This is a genomic window from Vibrio maritimus (genome assembly GCF_021441885.1).
Taxonomy (GTDB): Bacteria; Pseudomonadota; Gammaproteobacteria; order Enterobacterales; family Vibrionaceae; genus Vibrio; species Vibrio maritimus_B.
Window position 1 is genome coordinate 169,586 of the sequence record NZ_CP090439.1, and the last position, 21,766, is coordinate 191,351.

The window sequence follows — 21,766 nt, forward strand, 5'->3', positions numbered from 1 at the left end:
AACCTGTTACTTTGAAAGTTGAATCAGCGAACGACCAATCAGCCATTCCAGCTCTTTGTCACTACCTTCACCGTATTGGGTCTCAACCAGTTTGTATAAACGGTCAATACCCTTCGACGCAAACTCATGTGAGTTTTCTGACGTCACAATGTGGTGGAAAAGCAGCTTTAGGATTGCTAAAAACTCATCATTCTTTAGAGACTCGATCCAACTACCGGTAAAGCCATCGATACCCTTTTCAAACTCTAAATGCTCGACGAACATTTTGAAGATGCGTCCATCAAGCGCGGCCGTAAAGTCCGTCTTTTTTGGGAAGTGGTGACTGATCCCTGTTCTTGATATACCTGTCTGCTGGCTTAAAGTGGTGTACGACATTTTGTCATACCCTAGTCGGATAATCTGATCGACGACCGCTTCCATGATTTTCTGGATCGTAATCTCAGTATCTTCTTTACTACGCTTTGGCATTTCTTAAGCTTCTCTAAATCGTTATCTGCGTACGCTGTATGCTATACCATAATTAAAGCAGCGCTCGTTATAATTTTCTATCCATTATTGTATCGATTTGCAAAAACTCAGTTTACGGCATACCGAATGCAAACCATACACGAGACAAATACTTGGCATAGATACCATTCAAAAATATAAAAATCATCTTATTGATTAGTAACTTATAAAGTTTACCATTTCACCAAAGGTCATGTACTAATCTGTACTATATCATTAGTACATGAGTCTCATATTTGAGAACCCCATCACATAGCGCAGATACCACTTGCATATTACAAACTCATTATTAAACAACAAGATATTCATAATCTCCATGAATATATCGTTTTAATTATGCTAATTACCCATAGCTAGACCTATGCAACTGCAATACATTCGCGAAATTTATTGCTGGATACCTCACAAACACAGTTATAGAATAACCACAGATTTAATAAGAGGTATCGTTATGTCAAACACTTATGAAGAACCAACCGTATGTGACGCTTGTGGCGTTGCTGGTGAAATGGGTTTTATCATCAAGGAAGGCGATGACGTCGCAGAAGTTCAACTTTTCGGCGAATCCCAAGCTCAACTGGAAGCAGAAATTCAAAAATACATTGAACTGGCGAAGACTGTGTCAGCAAACGTTGAGTTTGAAGTTTCAGAGCTAGTAGAAGAAAGCAAAGAGCTAGTTGCTCGATTCAAGTTTGAAGTGAGTGCAGAGAAGCTGATCTTTGAACTAAAAACGCGCTCTCTAGCGCGCTAATCGTTCTGTTCACTAAAGTTTTTGTAAAGCGAGCATCATTGCTCGCTTTTTAGTGCCTTCCACTTCAACTGACCATTCATTTCAAAGTCTTGCTCCTCGACACATTGAAGTACCACACCCTCTACGTTAATCACTGATCCTAGCGAGTAAGCTTTGTCATTGTAATAGCAAACCCTTTTTCCCAGCTTTGAGTCAGAAAGTAACACAGCCGCACCAACATCAGCCCCAGGTGTCGTAATGACTTTCGCGAAAGCAGTACCACTTACCAACAATCCACTCAAGGCTACTATCACAACCTGCGCGGATTTCCATTGTGAATTTATTCTATCCATTGCAAACTACCTAACGTATCTACTGAAACGAATTTCTATCATCATGCTTCGATCTTTTGCCACTCTGTTGACCACACTTTTGCTTTCGACAAGCCTGTCTGCGATTGAACTCGACTACTACAAAACGCTCAATCATCTTGATAACTACGGCAATCTCGATTTAAGAAATAAGCCATACACATCATTGCCTGATGGTATGGTGGTCAAAGGCAACCTCAATATCGCCAAAACACCAATAAAAATTTTGCCAAACAACTTGGAAATCAAAGGTAGCCTAGATGCCTCAGATAGTTTAGTGGAATTCATGCCAAGAGGAACTAAAATCACAGGTTACGCCAACTTTTTGGGAAGCAAACTCAAAGCTTGGCCACAAGGAGTCATTCCTGGAGGCTATATTAACCTTGGCGACACACCCATTGAAAAATTACCCAATGGCATGGTTGTGAAAGGCGATTTGAGCATCATTCGAACTCCGATAACAGAGCTTCCTGAAGGCATCGTAGTTGAGGGAAACCTCTACTTAGGTGGTTCTAACGTCACTCGCTTCCCCAAAACCATGACAGTGAAAGGAAACATATTTCTCGGGGGCAACGTCATCACAGAGTGGCCCGAGAATCTCGACCTAGGTGGTGCTGTCGCACGTTAAGCCGACCTCCGCCATGTTTGACGAAAACCGGAACAGTTTCAAAAACTGTTCCGGTTTTCTTTTTTTGCCGCGCTGTATTCTCTCCCTACTACCTACACAGAGGGAACATCACATGGCTTTTTTCAACTACGTTGCAAACTACTTCCAATCCACCTATAAATACGAATCAAGAGACACTCTGCTTTCAAGATTGTTTTATCTCTCTCCAGTCGAGCGTGCAGAACGATTGAATGAACTGTTCGAGACTGACGCATTTTGGGGGTTAAGCATAAAAAATGAAGAGTCAGAGCAACAATAAAATAGGAACAATTGAGTTATACCAAAACACTCATGAATAAACGCAAACTCGAACTGTATGAAAACCTCTTTAAGCGCCTAGGGCCCGGCACGCACCCAATAACCTTGAGCGCCATCGCTGAAAGTCTCAACTGCAGTGACCGACATGCGCGTACTTTGCTCAAGCAAATGTCAGAACGTGGATGGCTGACTTGGCTACCCGCGAGAGGACGTGGATTACGAGGAGAACTTACGTGTATCTTGGAGCCTCTGGAAGCATGCTACCGAGAAGTAGATCTAGCAACAGAGCAAGGTAAATACGATATCGCCCACAAGTTGATTGGTTTTAACGATCGTAATGTGGCCGCTGCACTCAAGCAGTACCTCACTCACACTACGACGGTGAGTGAAAACACAATTCACGCACCTTTTCACCGACGCTTAAGCTGGTTGCACCCTCATCATGCGATGGAGCGAACTGAACGCCATTTAATTCATGAGGTATACCAGACCTTAGTTACTTCGCAGGGCGAGGACACCGTTGAAAACCTTGCCCATGAGTGGGAAGCGAATTCAGACTACACCAAATGGCACTTCTATCTTCGCTCTGGTGCAACGTTTCACGATCAAACACCAATAACCTCTGCGGATGTTATCGAAAGTCTGAGAGGATTGGGGCAATCGGAATACTGGGGTCGACTCTATGATCATATCGAGACGTTTATTGCTCATGCTCCACATCAACTTGAGATTCAGCTAAACCAATCCGACCCAAACTTTCTAACCCTGCTGTCCCGCTCAGAAGCCTCAATAATGCCCAAGGGCATGGTACACAGAACAGAAAGTAGCTTCCGACCTATTGGTTCGGGCCCGTTCTTCGTCGAGGTCAACTCCGATAAATTGCTGCGCCTAACAAGGAACAACGAGTTCTCTGGGAAAACTGCGCTGGTACAACACATCGAGCTTTGGATACATGAAGACTGGGCTGCGGATAAAAAGTGCGCCGAAAATTTCTTCTTCCTCAACGAAGAAGAAGATACCTACACTGCATCTACCGCAGATATTGGCTACTTTTTCCTTTTGCTCAATCATCGAGAGTTGCAGACCTCTAGCTTCAAACATCAATTAGAAGCTCTGTTTTCGAGTGAGCAAGCCATTCACTTAGAATGCCCAGCCCCTTTGACATTCAGTTTTGAAAACAACAACGAAAACAGGGCTTTTGCCACTAAATTACATCAAGGGCTATCGCTTGGCGGAATTGAAGGTATCGGAACTCAAGTCGTCTACGGTCATCCAGCAGCAAACCAATCTTTAGCAATTGGCGGCATTCGATTAGAAGGCGATCGCGCTACCAGCTTGTTTGCTTTTTTCAAACTTTACCCATACTGGGATAAAGCGCTCACTTGGAAACAACAGGACAAACTCAGGCAATTACTTTCAGTGTGCCGGGCAACTACTGACGCAAGAAAGCGTGAAACACTCTTGGATAGACTATTGCTTTGGCTTTATCAGGACAACATCCTCGCTATCATCAAGTCCGAAGACTTAACCTTGACTCTACCATCAAGAATTCGGGGTGTAGAAATTAATTCAATTGGCTGGTGTGACTTTGCTCAGCTTTGGATTAAAGCGAAAACTTAGACAGACTGACCACTTTAATAACTCGTACCAATACCCATCAAAAGTAGTGCGATATTGCCAAATATCGCGTTCGGATATGCTCTATCAATAATCGAACCTTGTTAGGTGGTTGGCGAGTAAAGGGATATACGGCATAGATACCAAGCCGTTTGCCCACTTGATCAGGGAAAATATCGACGAGCTGACCATTTCTAAAATCGTGATAAACCAGACACCTTGGGACATAAGCGATACCGTGGCCACCTAATGCTGCCTTCCTCAATGCCGTTGCATTATCGGTTGAGAAGGAGCCCGAGACTTTGACGATATAGTTCCCCTTCGCGCCTTTAAACTCCCACTCTGACGCTCCGGTTGTTTGATAAGCGTATTGAAGGCAATTGTGTTTGGTAAGGTCTTCAGGTTTTAGAGGTTTACTGTTTTTGGCGATATAAGATGGTGAAGCGCACACTACCCACTGTGAATCCAGGATGTGTCTTGCGATTAAACTGGAGTCCTCCAAATAGCCAGTTCGAATGACCAGATCATAACCACCATCAAACAGGTCCACAAAGCGATTATCAAGTGACATATCGACAGATAGACCTGGATGCATGTTACAAAACTCCGCGACCGCATCGGCAAGTATCAAATCTCCTGAGATAGTCGGCACAGACATTTTGATATGACCGCTGATATTTTCTCCATAACCTGAAACTGATTCCATAGCCTCCTGAGTGGCTTGCTTCACATTTTTAGCCCCATGGACGAGTGCCTTACCCGCCTCAGTCAAGGTTAATTTACGCGTTGTTCGATATAATAATTGAACCCCAAGCTCTTCCTCCAGCCGTGCAATTCTTTTGCTAACTACCGAATTTGTAAGGTTATTTTGCTCTGCCACTCGGCTAAATGCACCGGTTTCTACTACCTGATAAAACAGGATTAAGTCGTCTGCTCGCATAGTATTATGTCATTTTTGGAAATAATCATTTTCATTATTTCTCTATATCAATAAAAAATAAAGGGATAAATTCACCCCACCTTAACAACCCTATTACAAAAACTATAAAGACTACTTTGCCCGTTCACATGGTTGGAGTGAATGAGCTGAGACAAAAGGAAGTAACTCATGTCTGAAACCTTACTTGCCCTCGTGGCCTTCTCACCCATTGTGGTCGCTGCCATTCTGTTAGTCGGATTGAACTGGCCTGCTAAAAAAGCCATGCCAGTAGCATTTGGCCTCACCGTCGTTATTGCACTGTTTACGTGGGACATGTCTGTCACACGTGTTATCGCCTCTATTTTCCAGGGCTTTGGAATTACCGTCGCCGTACTATGGATTGTGTTCGGTGCGATTTTCCTACTCAACACGCTTAAACATACTGGTGCAATCACAACGATCCGCAATGGATTTACTGATATCTCGCCAGACCGCCGCGTTCAAGCCATCATCATTGCATGGTGCTTCGGCTCATTCATTGAGGGTGCTTCTGGGTTCGGGACGCCAGCGGCGATCGCAGCCCCTTTACTCGTCGCCATTGGTTTCCCAGCTCTTGCCGCTGTTCTAATGGGTATGATGATTCAATCAACGCCTGTGTCATTTGGTGCGGTTGGTACTCCAATTATTGTTGGCGTAAACAAAGGCCTAGATACACACAACATCAGTGAGTCGCTGGTTTCCCAAGGTGCATCATGGGACATTTATCTTCAGCAAATCACTTCGAACGTTGCCATTATTCATGCCTGTGTTGGTACCCTGATGCCAGTTCTGATGGCAATGATGCTCACTCGCTTCTTTGGTAAAAACCGCAGTTGGACAGAAGGCCTCGATATTCTTCCATTCGCACTCTTCGCGGGCGTAGCTTTCACCGTCCCGTACGCATTAACAGGTGTTCTTCTTGGCCCAGAGTTCCCTTCATTGATTGGTGGTCTGGTAGGTCTTGCGATCGTCGTAAGTGCAGCTAAGCGTGGCTTTCTAGTGCCTAAGTCTAAGTGGGATTTTGAAAGCGAAGAAAAGTGGCCAGCAGAGTGGCTTGGCTCACTTAAAATGGACCTTAAAGAGCACTCTGGTAAACCGATGTCAATGGCGATTGCTTGGCTACCGTACGTTCTACTGGCTGTCATTCTGGTAGCAAGTCGCGTGAGCAGCGAATTCAAGGGCTTCCTGACCAGTGTAAGCCTGTCATTTAGTAATATTCTTGGTGAAACGGGTATTAGCACTGCCATTCAACCCCTGTATCTACCAGGTGGAATATTAGTCTTTGTTGCTCTACTTGCTGTCATCATCCAATCACGATCTGCCAAACCATTAATGGCGGCATTTGGCGAATCAAGCAAAACCTTAATTGGTGCTGGCTTTGTACTTGTGTTCACTATCCCTATGGTTCGCATTTTCATTAACTCTGGCGTCAACGGCGCTGACCTTGCGAGCATGCCTGTTACGACCGCCAACTTTGCTTCAGCTTTAGTTGGAGAAGCCTTCCCGGCGTTGAGTGCCACTATCGGTGCGCTCGGTGCATTTATCGCAGGCTCGAACACCGTATCGAACATGATGTTTAGTCAATTCCAATTTGAGGTTGCTCAAACGCTCACTATCTCAACAACCGCAGTCATTGCCCTGCAAGCCGTTGGGGCCGCTGCTGGTAACATGATTGCCATCCACAATGTGGTCGCAGCCTCTGCCACCGTTGGTCTACTTGGCCGTGAAGGTCTGACATTGAGAAAAACCATTATCCCTACGTTCTACTATCTAGTTGTCACTGGCCTTATCGGACTTGCACTGGTGTACGGTTTCCATTTTACCGACGCACTCATGAACTGATTTAGGTTTAAGTCAAAGGCGCACTTGCCGACTGTCGGCAAAGTTGTGAATAACTTCAAGAAGGTAAGTGCGCTTATTTTTCATAACCTTACAACTAGTCTATATAAAAATATGAACCCATATAAATGGGTCTAGTGCTGGAGCAATACAATGCGAATCTATCCCTCAAAACCGAGCAAGGTCTACTTCTATGCCACCTGCTTAGTAGACGTATTTGACCCTGAAGCAGGCTTAGACGCCATGACCCTTTTAGAGCAACAAGGCATTGACGTTGTGTTTGTCGAAAAACAAACTTGTTGTGGACAACCTGCCTACACGTCAGGTTATGAATCAGAAGCAAAACAGGTCGCACAAAGCCAGATGGATCTGTTCCCTGAAGAGTATCCAATTATTGTTTTATCAGGCTCGTGTGGCGGCATGATGCATCATCATTATCGTCGCCTGTTTAAGGGAGACAGCAATCAAGCTCAAGTCGATAAATTCTGTGACCGTGTATTTGAGTTAACCGAGTTTCTTGTTAACGTCTGTCGCGTCAAACTCGATGACAAAGGTCAACCTACAAGCGTTGTTATGCATACTTCATGCGCTGCAAGACGTGAGATGAATGTCCACGTCACTGCCACTGAACTGCTTGGTCAACTCTCCAATGTTGAGCTTCGTATGCAAGACTACGAAAGCGAGTGTTGTGGCTTTGGTGGTAGTTTCTCTGTACGCCACCCTAATATCTCCGAAGCGATGGTCAAAGACAAAACTCACCATATTGAAGCGACCCAATCCGATACACTGGTGAGTGCAGACTGGGGATGTCTTCTGAACATCAATGGTGCGTTTGAATATCAAGGAAAGCCAATCAAAGGGCGTCACCTTGCCTCATTTCTTCTTGAACGAACACAGGAGAGCACACAATGAGTCAAACTCCTGAACAATTCCACCAGCTCGCCAAAAACGCCCTAGGTGACAAACAGCTAAGAGCAAACTTTCGTGGTGCCATGGATTATCTGCGTGATAAGCGTAAGACAGCGTTTAGTGACGCTAACGAAGAAAAGCAGATAAGAGATCTTGCCGAATCGATTCGCCAGCGCTGCCTGAGTAAGCTGCCAGAACTTCTCGAGCAATTAGAGTTCAACTGCTACAAAAATGGTATCCAAGTTCATTGGGCTGAAAACCCTGAACAAGCGAACGCCATGATTGCCGCTATTGCTAATGAGCACGACGCCAAGCAAATCATCAAAGGCAAATCCATGGTTAGCGAAGAGATCGAGATGAACCATGAGATGGCCAAGCTCGGTATTGAATGCCTAGAGAGTGATATGGGCGAATACATCGTTCAACTCGACGGCGACAAACCTTCTCACATCATCATGCCAGCGATTCACAAGAATAAGCAGGAAGTCAGTGACACCTTCGAACAGCACCTTGATGGTTTCAAACCAACAACAGATGTCGACAGCCTGATCCAAACCGGTCGTACACGCCTAAGACAAAAGTTCTTTGAAGCTGATATTGGTCTGTCAGGCGTCAACTTTGCCGTCGCTGAAACTGGAACTCTGTGCCTGGTAGAAAACGAAGGCAATGGGCGGATGTCGACGACAGTGCCCAATGTGCATATCGCGATAACGGGTATTGAAAAGGTTGTCGAATTTCTCTCGGACGTTCCACCGCTATACAGTGCCCTCACCCGTTCAGCGACCGGACAAGCGATTACCACCTACTTCAATATGATCAGCTCCCCGCGTAAATCGGGAGAGAAAGACGGTCCGCAAGAAGTGCACCTTATCCTTCTCGATAACGGCCGAAGTCAAGCCTATAGAGATGAAGAGCTGCGTAAGACGCTGCAATGCATTCGTTGCGGTGCATGTATGAACCACTGCCCGGTTTATACCAAAATTGGTGGTCACGCCTACGGCACTGTCTACCCAGGTCCAATCGGTAAAATTATCTCACCTCACCTTCTTGGTATCGACAAAACCAAGGATCTAGTGACTGCTTCAAGTTTGTGCGGCGCCTGCGGTGAGGTTTGCCCTGTTCGTATTCCGATCCCAGACATGCTATTGCGCCTTCGAAAAGAAGCGAAGAACAAAGCGAATAAAGATGTACCAGCGCTAGAGGGACAAAACGCAGCTAACAGTAAGCTTGAGACTGCGGCGATGAAGGGTTATGCCCTAGCGGCTAGCTCTCCAAGTCTGTATCACGCCGGAACATTCATGGCGACCAAAATGCAAAACCTAATCCCTAACAAGCTCGGTGCTTGGACTCAGTGCAGAACGAGCCCCAAGCCTGCGGATAAAACCTTGCATCAAATTATGAAACAGAAACACAAAGCTAACGCTTCTAAGAAGTAATGAGGAAACCGACATGAATACCCGACTTGCAAAAGACAATATTCTAGGACGCCTCAAACAGGCTAAACGCACACCCAAGACCGCTGAGGAGATGGCTTTTTTCCCATGGGGTAGCCATCCATCGATTACTCAAGAAGACAAAGCAGAGCGTTTTGTAGAGATGATGTCGGCTAACCATGCTGATGTTCGCAAGACGACTCGCTCCGAGCTCACATCAATGCTGACAAGCATCATCAATCACTATGAGTTTGAACGTATCGCTATCGGTACCGCTGGTGAATATATCAACGATATAGAAGTGGCCTCGAGCTCGAAACAAGTCACCGCATTTAATGAAAGTATCGAGCAGTGGAAATCTGAGCTTTTCAATCAGATTGATGTGGGTATTACTCACACCCTTGGCGGCATTGCCGACACGGGGGCATTAATCTTATGGCCAAACGAACATGAGCCGAGAACCTTGTCTCTTGTACCGCCGAGCCATATTGCTATTGTCAAGAAATCAGCGCTTTACGGACACTTCCTGCAAGTCATGCAAGATAACAACTGGAATCACTACATGCCGACCAACGCCCTATTGATTTCGGGACCTTCTAAAACTGCGGATATCCAACAAACCCTAGCATACGGTGCCCACGGACCAAGCCAACTGATCGTAGTGCTATTGGAAGACGAATAAAAAAATTAAAAAGGACACTGGAATGAGCAACGAGAACAAGCCCAAGCGTAATCTCAACTACGACGCATTGAGACAGCAGCTCGCAACACGAATTAATGAACAACGAATCATCACTGGGGAAGCTGAGCGTTTAGCCTATGGTACCGACGCTAGCTTCTATCGCTTGATCCCTCAAATTGTACTTAGATTGAAGGATCTCGATGAGGTTGTGTTTGCCATTCAATGTTGTCGCGAACACCTCATTCCATTTACTTTCCGCGCCGCTGGTACCAGCCTCTCGGGTCAAGCGGTGTCGGACTCTGTGCTGATTGCTTTAACCGATGACTGGCGCGGGCACTCCATCCTAGATGAGGGCGAGAAGATCCGACTTCAGCCTGGCGTCATCGGGGCAGATGCGAACAAATACTTACTTCCCTATCAACGAAAAATCGGTCCAGATCCAGCATCAATCAATACCTGTAAAATAGGCGGCATCGCGGCTAACAACGCCAGTGGCATGTGCTGCGGTACGGCGCAAAACTCCTATAAAACCGTTGAGTGCATGAAGCTGGTATTCTCTGATGGAACGATTTTAGATACTGGCGACAAAGCAAGTGTGGAGCGTTTTAAATCTGAGCGACCTGAGTTTATTGAAGGTCTCACTCAACTTGCACAAGAAACCAAAGCGAACCAAGACCTAGCCGACAAAATTGCCCATAAATATCGTCTTAAGAATACGACGGGCTATGCACTTAATGCACTTGTTGATTACAGCGATCCCATTGAGGTACTTGAGCACCTCATGATTGGCTCTGAAGGAACGTTGGGCTTTATCGCTGAAATCACCTATAACACGGTTGTTGAGCACAAATACAAAGCCTCTACACTCTTGGTGTTCTCTGATATCGAAGAAGCCAGTAAAGCCGTCGCTACGATTGCGAAAACCCCTGTAGCTGCGGTCGAAATGATGGACGGACGCGCACTTCGCTCCGTTGCCGACAAACCGGGTATGCCAAGCTTTATCAAAACGCTTGATCTTGAAGCCACAGCGCTGCTGGTTGAGGTGCACGCATCGTGCAAACACACGCTCGATGATCATACCAATGCGGTGATGACAGCGCTAAATGACTACACCATCATAGAATCCGTCCCGTTTACTCTCGATCCAGCGACAGTCGCAACCTTATGGGGCATTCGTAAAGGTATGTTCCCGGCAGTGGGAGCTGTTCGTGAGGTAGGTACCACGGTTATCATTGAAGACGTCGCTTTCCCCGTAGAAAATTTGGCGTCAGGGGTACGAGATCTGCAAGAGCTATTCGACAAGTATCATTACGACGAAGCGATCATCTTTGGTCACGCGCTCGAAGGCAACCTTCACTTTGTGTTTACTCAGGGGTTCGAGAGCCAGCAAGAGATCGAACGCTATGGCGGGTTTATGGATGATGTCGCCGACCTCGTCGCGGTTAAGTATCAAGGCTCGCTGAAAGCCGAGCATGGTACTGGACGTAATATGGCACCCTATGTAGAGCTTGAATGGGGTCAAGAAGGCTATACGCTTATGCAGCAAATCAAGGCGCTGTTCGACCCTGAAGGTTTGCTCAATCCGGGTGTTATTATTAACGAGAACCCAAACTCTCACATCGAAAACCTTAAACCGATGCCAGCAGCAGACGACATCGTCAATCGCTGCATCGAGTGTGGGTTCTGTGAACCTGTCTGCCCATCAAGAACTCTGACGCTCACACCAAGGCAGCGTATCGTGCTATTCCGAGAGTTACAACGACGCAAGGCTGCGGGCGAAGATGTAGAAGCAAGTGAGCTTGAACAGGTATTTGAGTACCAAGGAATTGATACCTGTGCCGCCACGGGTCTCTGCGCCGACCGTTGCCCAGTTGGTATTAATACAGGCGAACTGGTGAAAAAACTCCGTGGACCAAAATACAAGAAGTTTAGACCGATAGCGAAATGGACCGCTGATCACTTTAGCGCCACTACCACCATCGCTCGATTTGGTCTCAAAAGCGGTACGGTTGCATCCAATATTCTGGGAAGAGATCGCGTTGCTAAACTCGCAGACGGGATGAGAAAAGTCACCAAGCAAGCCACACCGGCGTGGTTACCAGAAACTCCAGGCGGCGCCAAGTTCGATGTACCAGAGGTTCAAAATGGCGTTAACACCAGCGATAAAAAGGTCGTCTACCTCCCTTCTTGCGCCAGCCGAAATATGAACACTCAGCCGAATGCATTTGACCAACGCTCTCTCGGCGAGGTGACTATGTCACTCATAGAAAAAGCAGGATATTCGCTCATCACACCTAAATCACTCAGTGATCAATGTTGTGGTATGCCTTATGACAGCAAAGGCATGACGGATATCGCGACTAAGAAAAGCGAGCAATTAGAACAAGCACTTTGGGAAGCGTCTGAGCAGGGCAAATACCCTGTCCTTATGGACACCAGTCCATGTGCCAAACGTAGTATCGAGCAGTTCACCAAGCCGATAACCATCGTTGAGCCAGTGAAGTTTGTATCTAACTACTTAATTGACGAGCTCGAGCTAACACCTGTTGAAGAAACGGTAATGCTGCATGTTACCTGCAGTTCGAGACGAATGGGGCTCGAGTCGACAATGCTCCAATTAGCCAAAGCATGTGCGACCAAGGTTGTATTACCTGAACACATTCAGTGTTGTGGTTGGGCAGGCGACAAGGGCTTCACTACCCCCGAACTTAACGAAGCAGCTGTCGCCCCCCTCAAGGATCAGGTTCCAGCCGATTGCACTCGCGGCTTCAGTAACAGTATCACCTGTGAAATAGGTTTATCTCACCACAGTGGCGTGCCATATCAATCGATACTCTATCTCGTTGATCAGGTGTCTTCGCCAATCAAAAGGTAAAGTTTGGCTATAGGTATAATGTCCTCCGCATAAACAGAAAATGGCAAGCCAACCGGCTTGCCATTTTTATTAACACGCTGTTTATTTTAGCTTTTCGATAATCGCGTTCACTGCGCTTACCATTTCTGCGTCACGAATATCGTCAATAGACGCTTCAGCACTAGATTGACGGACAATCACAACATTCTCCGTTGGGTCAACATAGATCCACTGACCAAAGATACCCAGTGCTGTGTATGCCTGATTGGCATTATCTGTGTGCCAGAATTGGTTACGATAGCTCCAACCTGTCATGCCATGGTGGCTATAGCCGCCTTTCTCGAACGCTTCTGGTGCACCACCCGCTTGTGTTGATTGAATCGCTTTAGCCGGAAGCACCTGCTCACCATTGAGGTTTTTACCTTGGTCAGCGAGCATTTGTCCAAACTTCGCCAAATCGCGAGCTGTTGCGTTTAGACCGCCAGAAGCCAGTTCGGTACCTTCTCCATCAACGATAACAAAGGCGTCACGTTCAGCACCAATCTTTGACCAAATACGCTCAGACATAATTTGATCAAATGATTTTCCCTCTACGTTTTCAATGATCCAAGCAACCACATCTGTGTTAGCTGAAATGTAGTGAAACTCTTCGCCGTGAGGACGATCACCGTCTTTCTCAAGCGTTATTAGGAAATCTCGAATGGTCTTAGGACCAGCATAACCTTCTTCCATCGGCGCAAAACCGATAGTTTTCATGTGCTGGAACACTTCTGCGTTTGGATTCTCGTACGCTTCTGAATACTTCACGTTGTTGGTCATATCCATCACTTGTCCAACCGTGGCATCACCGTAAGCTGAGCCTTTCAACTCAGGAACAATAGTTTCAACCAAGGCATCGCGGTCCAGTTTACCTTCGGCAACCAGCGTCGCTGCTAAGATGCCTGTGAATGACTTTGTGACACTCATCATCTGATGCTTGGTGCGCTCATTCTGACCATCAAAATACTGCTCATGGACCACCTTACCGTCTTTAAGCACGATAAATGCGTCAGCACGATGATCTTTAAGCATGTCTTGTAAGTTCATCTTTTTGCCATCGTAAGTGAAATCTACATCGCCTAATGGTTTGTCGGCTTGCTCTAGTAAAATTGGAGCCATAACACCTGAGTCAATGTTTTTGGTTTTCATAAACTCTTGCATGTTTTTGTAGGTGTAACGGTTTTGGTCAGCGGCCAGAAGGTTAGATTCTGTAATGCCCATGTCTGCGCGAACTTTTCCTTCTGATGGCATTGCGCTTGCCAAGCCCGAAGTCATCAAAGTAGCAAGTGTTAATGAGATTAGCGTCTTTTTCATAAGTGTACCTATAAACAAGTTGGAGCAGGAATGCGAGAGAGTATAGAGGGATGTCCTTCTGAGCTTAAATGAGTGCCTATTAGTACTGCTAATAGGTTTTATATACGCGTTCGCTGCCGCTACAAAGGTAGAATTACTTTAGTTCACGACAGTCCAAGCCATGAGCTTTATAATCCTATAATTGAAATAATCGTATCGTTTGAGAATCTAGAGATAACGTAAATGAAGCGCGTGTTTGATGATCTAAATATCTTTTGTAAAGTCGTTGAGACTGGGAGTATGAAGCAAGCCGCAGAGGCCCTCAGCATCCCCCACAGTACAGTAAGCCGACGAATCGAGGCTCTCGAAAATGCACTTGGCTTGACACTGCTGCACCGCACCACTCGAGAGGTCAAAGTGTCTTCCCGTGGACAAGAGCTTTATGATGACTGTGCAATCCAGTTTGGCGCGATTCAACGTTCTATTAGTCTCGCTGTCGATGCGGAAGTTGAGTTTAAGGGCAAACTGTCAGTCTCAATGCCAGTTCGAGCCGGTATTGACTTTCTCGGTGCCTGGCTCATCGATTTTGCAAGCCTTCACCCAGAACTTCAGCTCGATCTCGCCATGTCAAACAGCAATAAGGACTTAATAAAACACGAGATCGACCTCGCCTTCAGGGTCGGTCCCCTTGTCGATTCTTCAGCCATTGCGCAAAAGCTTTGGGACATCCCCTACACCGTCTGCGCTCATCCAGCGCTTATGGAGAAATTTGGCATTACCGATTCGAAGATTAGTATGGATACCCTGCAGTCTCTGCCTTGCGTCGTCGCCCGACCAGCGCTCTCCTGGATGTTTACGAATAGCAATCGAGAGGACATCTCTATAGCCGTGAAACAGGGGCTCGTGGTTGATGACTTAGGTCTGGCTCATCATGCGGCATTAGGCGGGCAGTATGCTGCGATGCTCCCAACTTCGATGCTTAAAAACGACAAGCTCATTCAGCTAGAGGTAGACGGGTTGAAAGCTCGAACTCGCGTGATGTACGCTTACTATCTCGGTCGTCGACATGCACAAAGTCAGATCAAACAACTTGTGAACTACATTAAACAGCGAGACGAAGCTCTGAGCTAACAATCTCATTTTTGGGATTGTGTTATCCCAAATTGCGGATTTTTTAATGTCATCACAACCACTATTATCTCTCTCGAAGCATAATTCAAAACATCGACACTAGGTCGGGAAGGAGAGAAAGATGAAAGCGGTTGTGATTGAGCAAACAGGTGGTAGTGACGTTCTGAACTATAAAGAACTCAACCAACCAAAGCTGCAACCAGGTCAAGTGTTAGTGCAGGTTAAAGCAGCGCCGGTAAACTTTATCGACACAATCATTCGAGAAGGTAATATGCCTCCAGGCATGATGCCGAATCTGCCTTTTATCTCCGGTGTCGAAGGAAGCGGTATCGTTGTAGATGCGAACGGTACAGCGCTAAACAAGGGGCAAAAAGTTGCATTTCTAGGCCCAATCGGCGCCTCTATGTATGCCGAGTACACCGCTGTAGACGCAGATAAGTTGGTGCCGTTATCGGAAGGTACCGATTTGATTGAAGCAGGCGCGATGCCTGTCACCTACTTCACAGCCTACCACATGCTGCACAATGTGGTTCGAGCACAGAAAGGTAAGTTTGCGCTTATCTACGCCTCTACTGGCGGCGTCGGTACAGCGCTGATCCAGTTAGCAAAAGAAGCGGGACTGAAAGTCATCGCCCTTGATCGTAAAGATGAAAAAGTAAGCCAAGCACTCAAGTTAGGCGCCGACTTTGCGTTTAACTCAACAGGAAATTGGGTTGAGGAAGTTAAAAAAGTCACTGAAGGCAAAGGTGTAAATTACATTTTCAACCCTGTGGCTGGTGATACCATTGTTCAAGATCTCGAAGTATTAGCCACACTGGGACATATCGTCGTTTTCGGCTTCTTGGCCGGCGCAGGAGAAACAAACCTGCAAGCAGAAGCCATTAAACACTTCTCAAAAGCGCCAACCATCAGCTATTCAGAGATCTACGCGACTTATTTTAGTAACTTTGAGTTGGTTAAAGAGTCGCTGGGCGAGGTCTATCGACTTCTTGATGAGGGCAAAGTTAAGCCAGTATTTTCTACGATGCCTCTAGCCGACGCCGCCAAGGCACATGACATGATTGAAAGTGGGAAGGTGCTTGGTAAACTCGTCCTTACTCGAGACTTCTAAGTGATCGCAAACGCCGGTGCTCGCGAACACAAGTCAATGAGTATGCCCGTAAAAAGGCATACTCATTGACATCTATCTAGGCTACTCGCACCAACTTCTTATTCACAAACTCATCGAGACCCAAACGGCCAAGTTCGCGCCCAAAACCAGAATTTTTGATGCCACCAAATGGTAAGCATGCTTCTGACATCGAGAAGGTGTTAATAAAGGACGCGCCACACTCGAGTTGGTTTGCGACCGCATGCGCTCGCTCTAAACTCTCAGAGATCACTGCAGAGCTGAGTCCATATGAGCTATCATTGGCAAGCTGCACAGCCGCATCATCATTGCCAACTCGATACACAACAGCAATAGGTCCAAAGAGCTCTTGGTCAAATACATCCATATCAGGTGTCACATCGCTCAGGATAGTCGGTTTGAGCCATGCCCCCTCTAACGCTTCAGCCTTTCCTCCCACAACCAACCTTGCGCCCTGCTCTACAGCATGTTTAATTTGCTCAATCAAGGCATCACGCTCTTGCACGCTCACCAAAGGCGCATAAGTGGTATCTGCATCCATAGGGTCGCCTGCTTTTAGACTCGCCATCACAGATGCAAACTTGTCTATGAACTCGTCATACACTTCATCCACCACAATGAAGCGTTTCGCACTAATACAAACTTGACCTGAATTGAACATTTTCGCGATGACAGCAAGTTCAACCGCTTTATCCACATTCGCATCGGATAAAACGATGAACGGGTCATTGCCGCCGAGCTCCATCACCACTTTCTTAAGGTGCTTACCCGCCAATGCAGCGACACTTGCGCCTGCTTTCTCACTGCCAGTAAGAGAAACCCCCTGTACGCGCTTGTCTGAGATAACCAGTTCAGATTGACCCGATGAAATAAACAAATGCTGGACCAAACCTCTTGGACACCCTGCATCTTCGAATAACGCGGTGATAGCTTCGGCACATTGCGGAACATTGGATGCATGCTTAAACACGACACTGTTGCCAACCATGATGTTTGGCGCGATGAAACGAATGACTTGATAGAACGGGAAGTTCCATGGCATGACGCCGTAAATCGTACCTAGAGGTAGATTTTGAATTTCAGCGCGACCAGTGGCTATCTCATCAATCGGCTCAGGCGCTAGAAATCGTTCACCATGCTCAGCGTAATAACGACAAATTTCGGCACACAAAGGGATCTCGAGAGCCACACCTTGACCATGAAGCTTACCCATTTCGGTAGTCATCAGTGTCGCATACTGCTCCGCTCGCGCCTCTAGAAAGTCAGCAACCTTAGATAAAAGCGCCGCTCTCTCACTGTGCGAGGTGCGTCGCCATCCTCTGAAAGCAACATCTGCATTCGCGATTTTTTCGATCACTTGGCGATCTTCTAAAGCATCGAAGGTTTTCTCAATGCGATTCGTGTATGGATTCAGAGTTCTAATACTCATTGTGTTTCTCCGTAGGGACTTGGGGGATAAATCTCTTCATGAGACCTTTCGGCAGGCTCTTCGATGCCCGCGTATTATTTATTATTTGGTCAACATACACGGGGAAAACGACAAGAAACAATCATACAAATAAGCAACAATTTGAAAACAAAATGGCTATTCAAATGTTTTATTGAAATTGCAGATGGGTAAAGTTAATCCACTAATATCATAGTGTTAGATAATAAATGAAAATGATAAGTCGATTACGTTGCTCACGTCCTTTGCCTGACGTCACGTTATTTACAACCAATTTAACGAAGTAAGAAACAACGGAGTAACACTTGATTTACATCAAAGAATACCAAACGACTATTGCCTAAGGTGGCGGCTGTTAGTTGTAAACACTGTGTAAAAGAATTTTATGTACACGCTTCTCGTCAAAACCCATGTCACACTGGCATTACTCAGCTTCATCAGTTTTATCATCCGAGCCTGGTGGGGCTTTAGTCACTCAGCTTTGGTGGAAAACAAATTCGCACTCGTCATCCACCAGATCCTGACTGTGTTCATGCTTATCAGCGCAGGAACACTTTGCATCATGTTAGATCAGTTCCCATTCGTTAATGGCTGGCTTACAGAGAAGCTAAGCCTGTTTATTGTCTACGCCTTTAGCACGATGCTTTTGTTCCAGCTGACACTTAAACGACGCATTAGAGTGTTACTCATGCTAGTGACATGTGGCATCTGGTTAACCATCTTTACGATCGGTAAAGCACACACTCCACTTTTGTTCGGCTAAATAGGTGCGCTTACACCGCTGTCGACCACTGAGATTCAAGAGAGGCGGATTGAACGCAGTTACGACCCTTTTGCTTGGCGAGATACAAGGCTTCGTCTGCCCTTGCTACTAGCTCGTCCCAACTCTCATCAGCTTGAGATTCAGCGACACCGAAACTACAACTGATGTCACTCTCTATCCCTTCAATGCCAGCGTACCTGAGTACTCGTTGACGCATTGACTCTGCCACTGACAGCGCTCTAGCCAGATTTTGATTCTCCAACACCACGATAAACTCGTCTCCACCATAACGGTAGATACTCTTCGACACACCAGATGTTCGTTTTATTTGTTGAGCAACACTTCTGATGACTTGGTCACCGCTGACATGACCAAATCGATCGTTGATAAGCTTGAATCGGTCAATGTCTAACATAATGACGCACTGTTTTTTGGTTAGCTTTTCAGAGGTTCCTTCGAGCGAATCCGTATGTCTGTCTAACGCCCTGCGATTACGCAAGTTTGTCAGCGGGTCAAAATAGGATAACGCATAGATCGCTTCTACTTGCCGCGCGTTAATCATCCATAGCATGCTAAAACTCAGAGCAACAATGAGAAAGATACTGGATAGAAACGCCAGCTTTTGAACAATATCTGCCTCCATAAAACTCACTATCTCTGGACCGTTCAGGGTATGTACGCCTCTAAACAGCATAAAAATACCGTAACATGCCAGCGTCGCCGTCATCATCCACACGGCAACAGGATAGTCTTTGTTCTTGCCATTTAGCACCACGACCGCAGCGCCGAGCGAGACGATACCGATGGAAAACGCACTCACCAACACTCGACTATTGATCGAGTTAAATTCGTACGTGTAGTAGAGATTGAGTCCAACGACGACTGGAATCACCCATGAAAAATAGTGCGCGTACTTAGTGTCGACACCTCGAAAGCGACACATACTGTGAAAGATCATTTGAAATGAAACAGCGATCAGAGAGTTAGCCAACACGATACTGCCCCAATCAGGTATTACCCCTCGCATGCTTATGAGCAAAGGTCCGCTTCCCATAACGAGCAGTGAGAGCGCAAACACGCGAAGCCCTTTGATAGATTTTTGCGTCTGTGAAAACAGTAATAAGCCAATACAGTAAATGATACTAAACAGTATCATGACAAAATTTAGCGTTCTCATATCAAGAGAAAACGCAGCAAAAGTATCCATACTATTCTTAGTTCAACCTTTGTACTTATGTCAGCATTATATCGCTAACTTTATAATTCACGTAAAATGCTATACAAGAGGACAATAAATAGAAGCCGAGCAACTATTTTTGAGAAGCTAATCACCAAAATCCTGACTTTCTGCCACAAAATTGTATGATGATAGGAAAAAGGCGATACGTTTCTAGTTGAATAAAGTTGCCATACTATTTTGTTTCTCTTAGCTTTATTTGCTTTGCTTACCTCAGATAATTTCTTATCTAATGAGAAACGCTTTAAAAATAGGAAATATGAAGTTAAAAATATTGACGCCCTTTTGTCTTATACCGGACAGTAGCTTTACTTGCCTTGCAAGGTCTTGACAACAAAATCGGCAACCTGCGATGAAATACGCGCCACAAAGATGGAATGGCACAATTCCAGTTTATGCAGGGGTTAAAACAATGAACTATACACAACAAGACACAGAGGCTTTGTATCGCGTCTGGATGTCACAAAAAGCAAAAATGCATATTACTCAGATGGAAGTCGCCAAACGCCTTAATTTGAGTCAAGTCGAACTTTCAAACCGCCTTAATGGCAACACACCGCTAGACGCCACCTTCGTGGACCGATTTTGTAAGCTGCTGCATATCGACCCTCTTCACCACCTACCCTCGATGAAAAGTGTTTACACGGCAGACTCTGAGCGTGTGTTTAACACTCGCCTTACTGTGGATGGCGACATCACCAACATACGTGTGGATGGCAACCAAGTGACCATCGAATACAGGCTGCAATAGCGAAGATAGAATTTTTTAAGGCTCTGCGAGAAGCGCTACACACTCCTGGTACTTCGGCTTAGACACACGTTTCTTTTTAGGTTCCGTTTTCGTGACTTTGTCAGCAGGCTTTTTCTTTGCGGGGATATAAGGCTTCCACGACGCTAACTCTTGCCCGCAACCATCTCCTGGTGGCGGAGCATTTTGCGCAATGCATTTGCTCTCTCCTTCTGGACAGTGCAGTCTAACGTGAAAATGATAGTAGTGCCCCCACCATGGGCGTACCTTGCGAAGCCAGTCCCTCTCTTTCCATGAGACCTCACACAACTGCTTTTTTATAAGTGGATGAACAAAGATACGCGCGACTCGTTCGTCATTCGCTGCCACTTGCAGCAGTAAAGAGTGGTTCGTGGTCCATTTATCTTTCTTAAAGCGGTATTTTTCTATATCGACCACTGGATAAGGTTCTGGATTAGCGGCTTCAACGTCGCTGAGTGGCTGATTAGGTAGTCGCAGCCAAATGTCTGCATCGAGACCAGTCTGATGGCTAGCATGCCCAGAGGTAAACCTTCCACCTCGCGGCATAGAAATATCTCCCACCAGCAAATGTCCAATTCCTAATCGATCAACCTTGCTCGCTAACTCAGTAAGATACGCAATCATGTCTCGATGACCGTAATAACGATTGCGCTGAGAACGAATAACTTGATAACCCGCCCCATTTAATGACAAAGCCTCAGCGCCTTCAAGACAGCCATTGGCATAGCTTCCGATAGAGTTAGAGTCACCGTCACTTGGCACCGTTACTTCATCCCATGAGCGCTCCAGTCCGTATCCACTGCTCGCTACTAATAACAGCGCCAACCAAGCAAACCTAGTCATCTTAAATCCCCTTTAAAAGGACGTTAACTACGCTTAAGAATAGCTGTGAAGTTTCATATTTGCTTAATCGTTTTTGTGGATTAATTAGAGATGAGCACTTTTAAGACGGTATACATAAAGTGAAATGTTTCACAAATATCAGCTTGCATTTACATTTTGTAACTCATTGTATTGAAGGTAGAAGCAGAACAAGCTACAAATAAATCACTCAGTTGCAACCACAGCAATTTGAGTCTACCACACTAAGTCGTCATTCCTTTTTTGAGGCTGCCACCTTTTTCGGGAATGAC

20 protein-coding genes are annotated in these 21,766 nt (G+C 45.9%); 13 read left to right on the top strand and 7 right to left on the bottom strand.

What is annotated here, in order from left to right; genetic code table 11:
- Positions 1-6 precede the first annotated feature (6 nt).
- Positions 7-468 (bottom strand): TetR/AcrR family transcriptional regulator, encoded by a 462-nt coding sequence (locus LY387_RS17315; RefSeq protein WP_128649400.1) that lies wholly within the window; start codon positions 466-468, stop codon positions 7-9.
- A 490-nt stretch (positions 469-958) separates the two neighbouring features.
- Here LY387_RS17315 and LY387_RS17320 point away from each other — a divergent pair, with 490 nt between their 5' ends.
- Positions 959-1,258, top strand: coding sequence for a YfcZ/YiiS family protein (locus LY387_RS17320; protein WP_128649399.1), 300 nt, complete (start codon positions 959-961; stop codon positions 1,256-1,258).
- 35 nt (positions 1,259-1,293) lie between these two features.
- Here LY387_RS17320 and LY387_RS17325 read toward each other — a convergent pair whose 3' ends face one another.
- Positions 1,294-1,590, bottom strand: a complete 297-nt coding sequence (locus tag LY387_RS17325; RefSeq protein WP_128649398.1) for a DUF1496 domain-containing protein — start codon at positions 1,588-1,590, stop codon at positions 1,294-1,296.
- 43 nt (positions 1,591-1,633) lie between these two features.
- Here LY387_RS17325 and LY387_RS17330 point away from each other — a divergent pair, with 43 nt between their 5' ends.
- The 3 genes from LY387_RS17330 to LY387_RS17340 all read left to right on the top strand — a co-directional run bounded on the left by LY387_RS17330 (position 1,634) and on the right by LY387_RS17340 (position 4,153).
- Positions 1,634-2,236 (top strand): hypothetical protein, encoded by a 603-nt coding sequence (locus LY387_RS17330; RefSeq protein WP_234497001.1) that lies wholly within the window; start codon positions 1,634-1,636, stop codon positions 2,234-2,236.
- A gap of 112 nt (positions 2,237-2,348) precedes the next feature.
- Positions 2,349-2,534, top strand: a complete 186-nt coding sequence (locus LY387_RS17335) for a hypothetical protein (RefSeq protein WP_234497002.1) — start codon at positions 2,349-2,351, stop codon at positions 2,532-2,534.
- Between the two features lie 32 nt (positions 2,535-2,566).
- Positions 2,567-4,153 (top strand): SgrR family transcriptional regulator, encoded by a 1,587-nt coding sequence (locus LY387_RS17340; RefSeq protein WP_234497003.1) that lies wholly within the window; start codon positions 2,567-2,569, stop codon positions 4,151-4,153.
- Between the two features lie 37 nt (positions 4,154-4,190).
- On the opposite strand, the gene LY387_RS17345 is transcribed toward LY387_RS17340, so the two are convergent.
- Entirely contained in the window at positions 4,191-5,090 is a 900-nt protein-coding gene (locus LY387_RS17345) for a LysR family transcriptional regulator (RefSeq protein ID WP_234497004.1), read from the bottom strand.
- Positions 5,091-5,258: 168 nt separating this feature from the next.
- Here LY387_RS17345 and LY387_RS17350 point away from each other — a divergent pair, with 168 nt between their 5' ends.
- From LY387_RS17350 to LY387_RS17370, 5 genes are all read left to right on the top strand, one after another.
- Positions 5,259-6,950 carry an L-lactate permease gene (locus LY387_RS17350; RefSeq protein WP_234497005.1) on the top strand — a complete coding sequence of 564 codons (1,692 nt, stop codon included), beginning with the start codon at positions 5,259-5,261 and terminating at the stop codon, positions 6,948-6,950.
- Between the two features lie 150 nt (positions 6,951-7,100).
- Positions 7,101-7,859 carry a (Fe-S)-binding protein gene (locus LY387_RS17355; RefSeq protein WP_234497006.1) on the top strand — a complete coding sequence of 253 codons (759 nt, stop codon included), beginning with the start codon at positions 7,101-7,103 and terminating at the stop codon, positions 7,857-7,859.
- Positions 7,856-9,292: a LutB/LldF family L-lactate oxidation iron-sulfur protein gene (locus tag LY387_RS17360; RefSeq protein WP_234497007.1), complete on the top strand. Its 1,437-nt coding sequence runs from the start codon at positions 7,856-7,858 to the stop codon at positions 9,290-9,292. Before LY387_RS17355 ends, LY387_RS17360 begins: the two co-directional genes overlap by 4 nt.
- Before the next feature lie 13 nt (positions 9,293-9,305).
- Positions 9,306-9,971: a LutC/YkgG family protein gene (locus LY387_RS17365; RefSeq protein WP_234497008.1), complete on the top strand. Its 666-nt coding sequence runs from the start codon at positions 9,306-9,308 to the stop codon at positions 9,969-9,971.
- Between the two features lie 22 nt (positions 9,972-9,993).
- Positions 9,994-12,846 (top strand): FAD-binding and (Fe-S)-binding domain-containing protein, encoded by a 2,853-nt coding sequence (locus tag LY387_RS17370; protein ID WP_234497009.1) that lies wholly within the window; start codon positions 9,994-9,996, stop codon positions 12,844-12,846.
- A gap of 81 nt (positions 12,847-12,927) precedes the next feature.
- On the opposite strand, the gene LY387_RS17375 is transcribed toward LY387_RS17370, so the two are convergent.
- The gene (locus LY387_RS17375) at positions 12,928-14,178 is read right to left on the bottom strand and encodes a serine hydrolase domain-containing protein (RefSeq protein WP_234497010.1); all 1,251 of its coding nucleotides are present in this window, start codon (positions 14,176-14,178) and stop codon (positions 12,928-12,930) included.
- A 222-nt stretch (positions 14,179-14,400) separates the two neighbouring features.
- On the opposite strand from LY387_RS17375, the gene LY387_RS17380 reads away from it, so the two are divergent.
- On the top strand, positions 14,401-15,288 hold the full coding sequence (locus tag LY387_RS17380) for a LysR family transcriptional regulator (protein ID WP_234497011.1): 888 nt from the start codon (positions 14,401-14,403) through the stop codon (positions 15,286-15,288).
- A gap of 121 nt (positions 15,289-15,409) precedes the next feature.
- Positions 15,410-16,399 carry a quinone oxidoreductase family protein gene (locus LY387_RS17385; protein ID WP_234497012.1) on the top strand — a complete coding sequence of 330 codons (990 nt, stop codon included), beginning with the start codon at positions 15,410-15,412 and terminating at the stop codon, positions 16,397-16,399.
- Between the two features lie 76 nt (positions 16,400-16,475).
- Here the strand turns inward: LY387_RS17385 and LY387_RS17390 are convergent, their stop codons facing one another.
- The gene (locus LY387_RS17390; protein WP_234497013.1) at positions 16,476-17,846 is read right to left on the bottom strand and encodes an NAD-dependent succinate-semialdehyde dehydrogenase; all 1,371 of its coding nucleotides are present in this window, start codon (positions 17,844-17,846) and stop codon (positions 16,476-16,478) included.
- A gap of 403 nt (positions 17,847-18,249) precedes the next feature.
- On the opposite strand from LY387_RS17390, the gene LY387_RS17395 reads away from it, so the two are divergent.
- Positions 18,250-18,627 carry a SirB2 family protein gene (locus LY387_RS17395; protein WP_234497014.1) on the top strand — a complete coding sequence of 126 codons (378 nt, stop codon included), beginning with the start codon at positions 18,250-18,252 and terminating at the stop codon, positions 18,625-18,627.
- Between the two features lie 10 nt (positions 18,628-18,637).
- On the opposite strand, the gene LY387_RS17400 is transcribed toward LY387_RS17395, so the two are convergent.
- Positions 18,638-19,834, bottom strand: coding sequence for a GGDEF domain-containing protein (locus LY387_RS17400; RefSeq protein ID WP_234497015.1), 1,197 nt, complete (start codon positions 19,832-19,834; stop codon positions 18,638-18,640).
- A 442-nt stretch (positions 19,835-20,276) separates the two neighbouring features.
- Between LY387_RS17400 and LY387_RS17405 the strand changes: the two genes are divergently transcribed.
- Positions 20,277-20,615, top strand: a complete 339-nt coding sequence (locus tag LY387_RS17405; protein ID WP_042471148.1) for a helix-turn-helix domain-containing protein — start codon at positions 20,277-20,279, stop codon at positions 20,613-20,615.
- A 15-nt stretch (positions 20,616-20,630) separates the two neighbouring features.
- Here the strand turns inward: LY387_RS17405 and mepA are convergent, their stop codons facing one another.
- The gene (mepA, locus tag LY387_RS17410; protein WP_081935784.1) at positions 20,631-21,476 is read right to left on the bottom strand and encodes a penicillin-insensitive murein endopeptidase; all 846 of its coding nucleotides are present in this window, start codon (positions 21,474-21,476) and stop codon (positions 20,631-20,633) included.
- Positions 21,477-21,766: the final 290 nt, after the last annotated feature.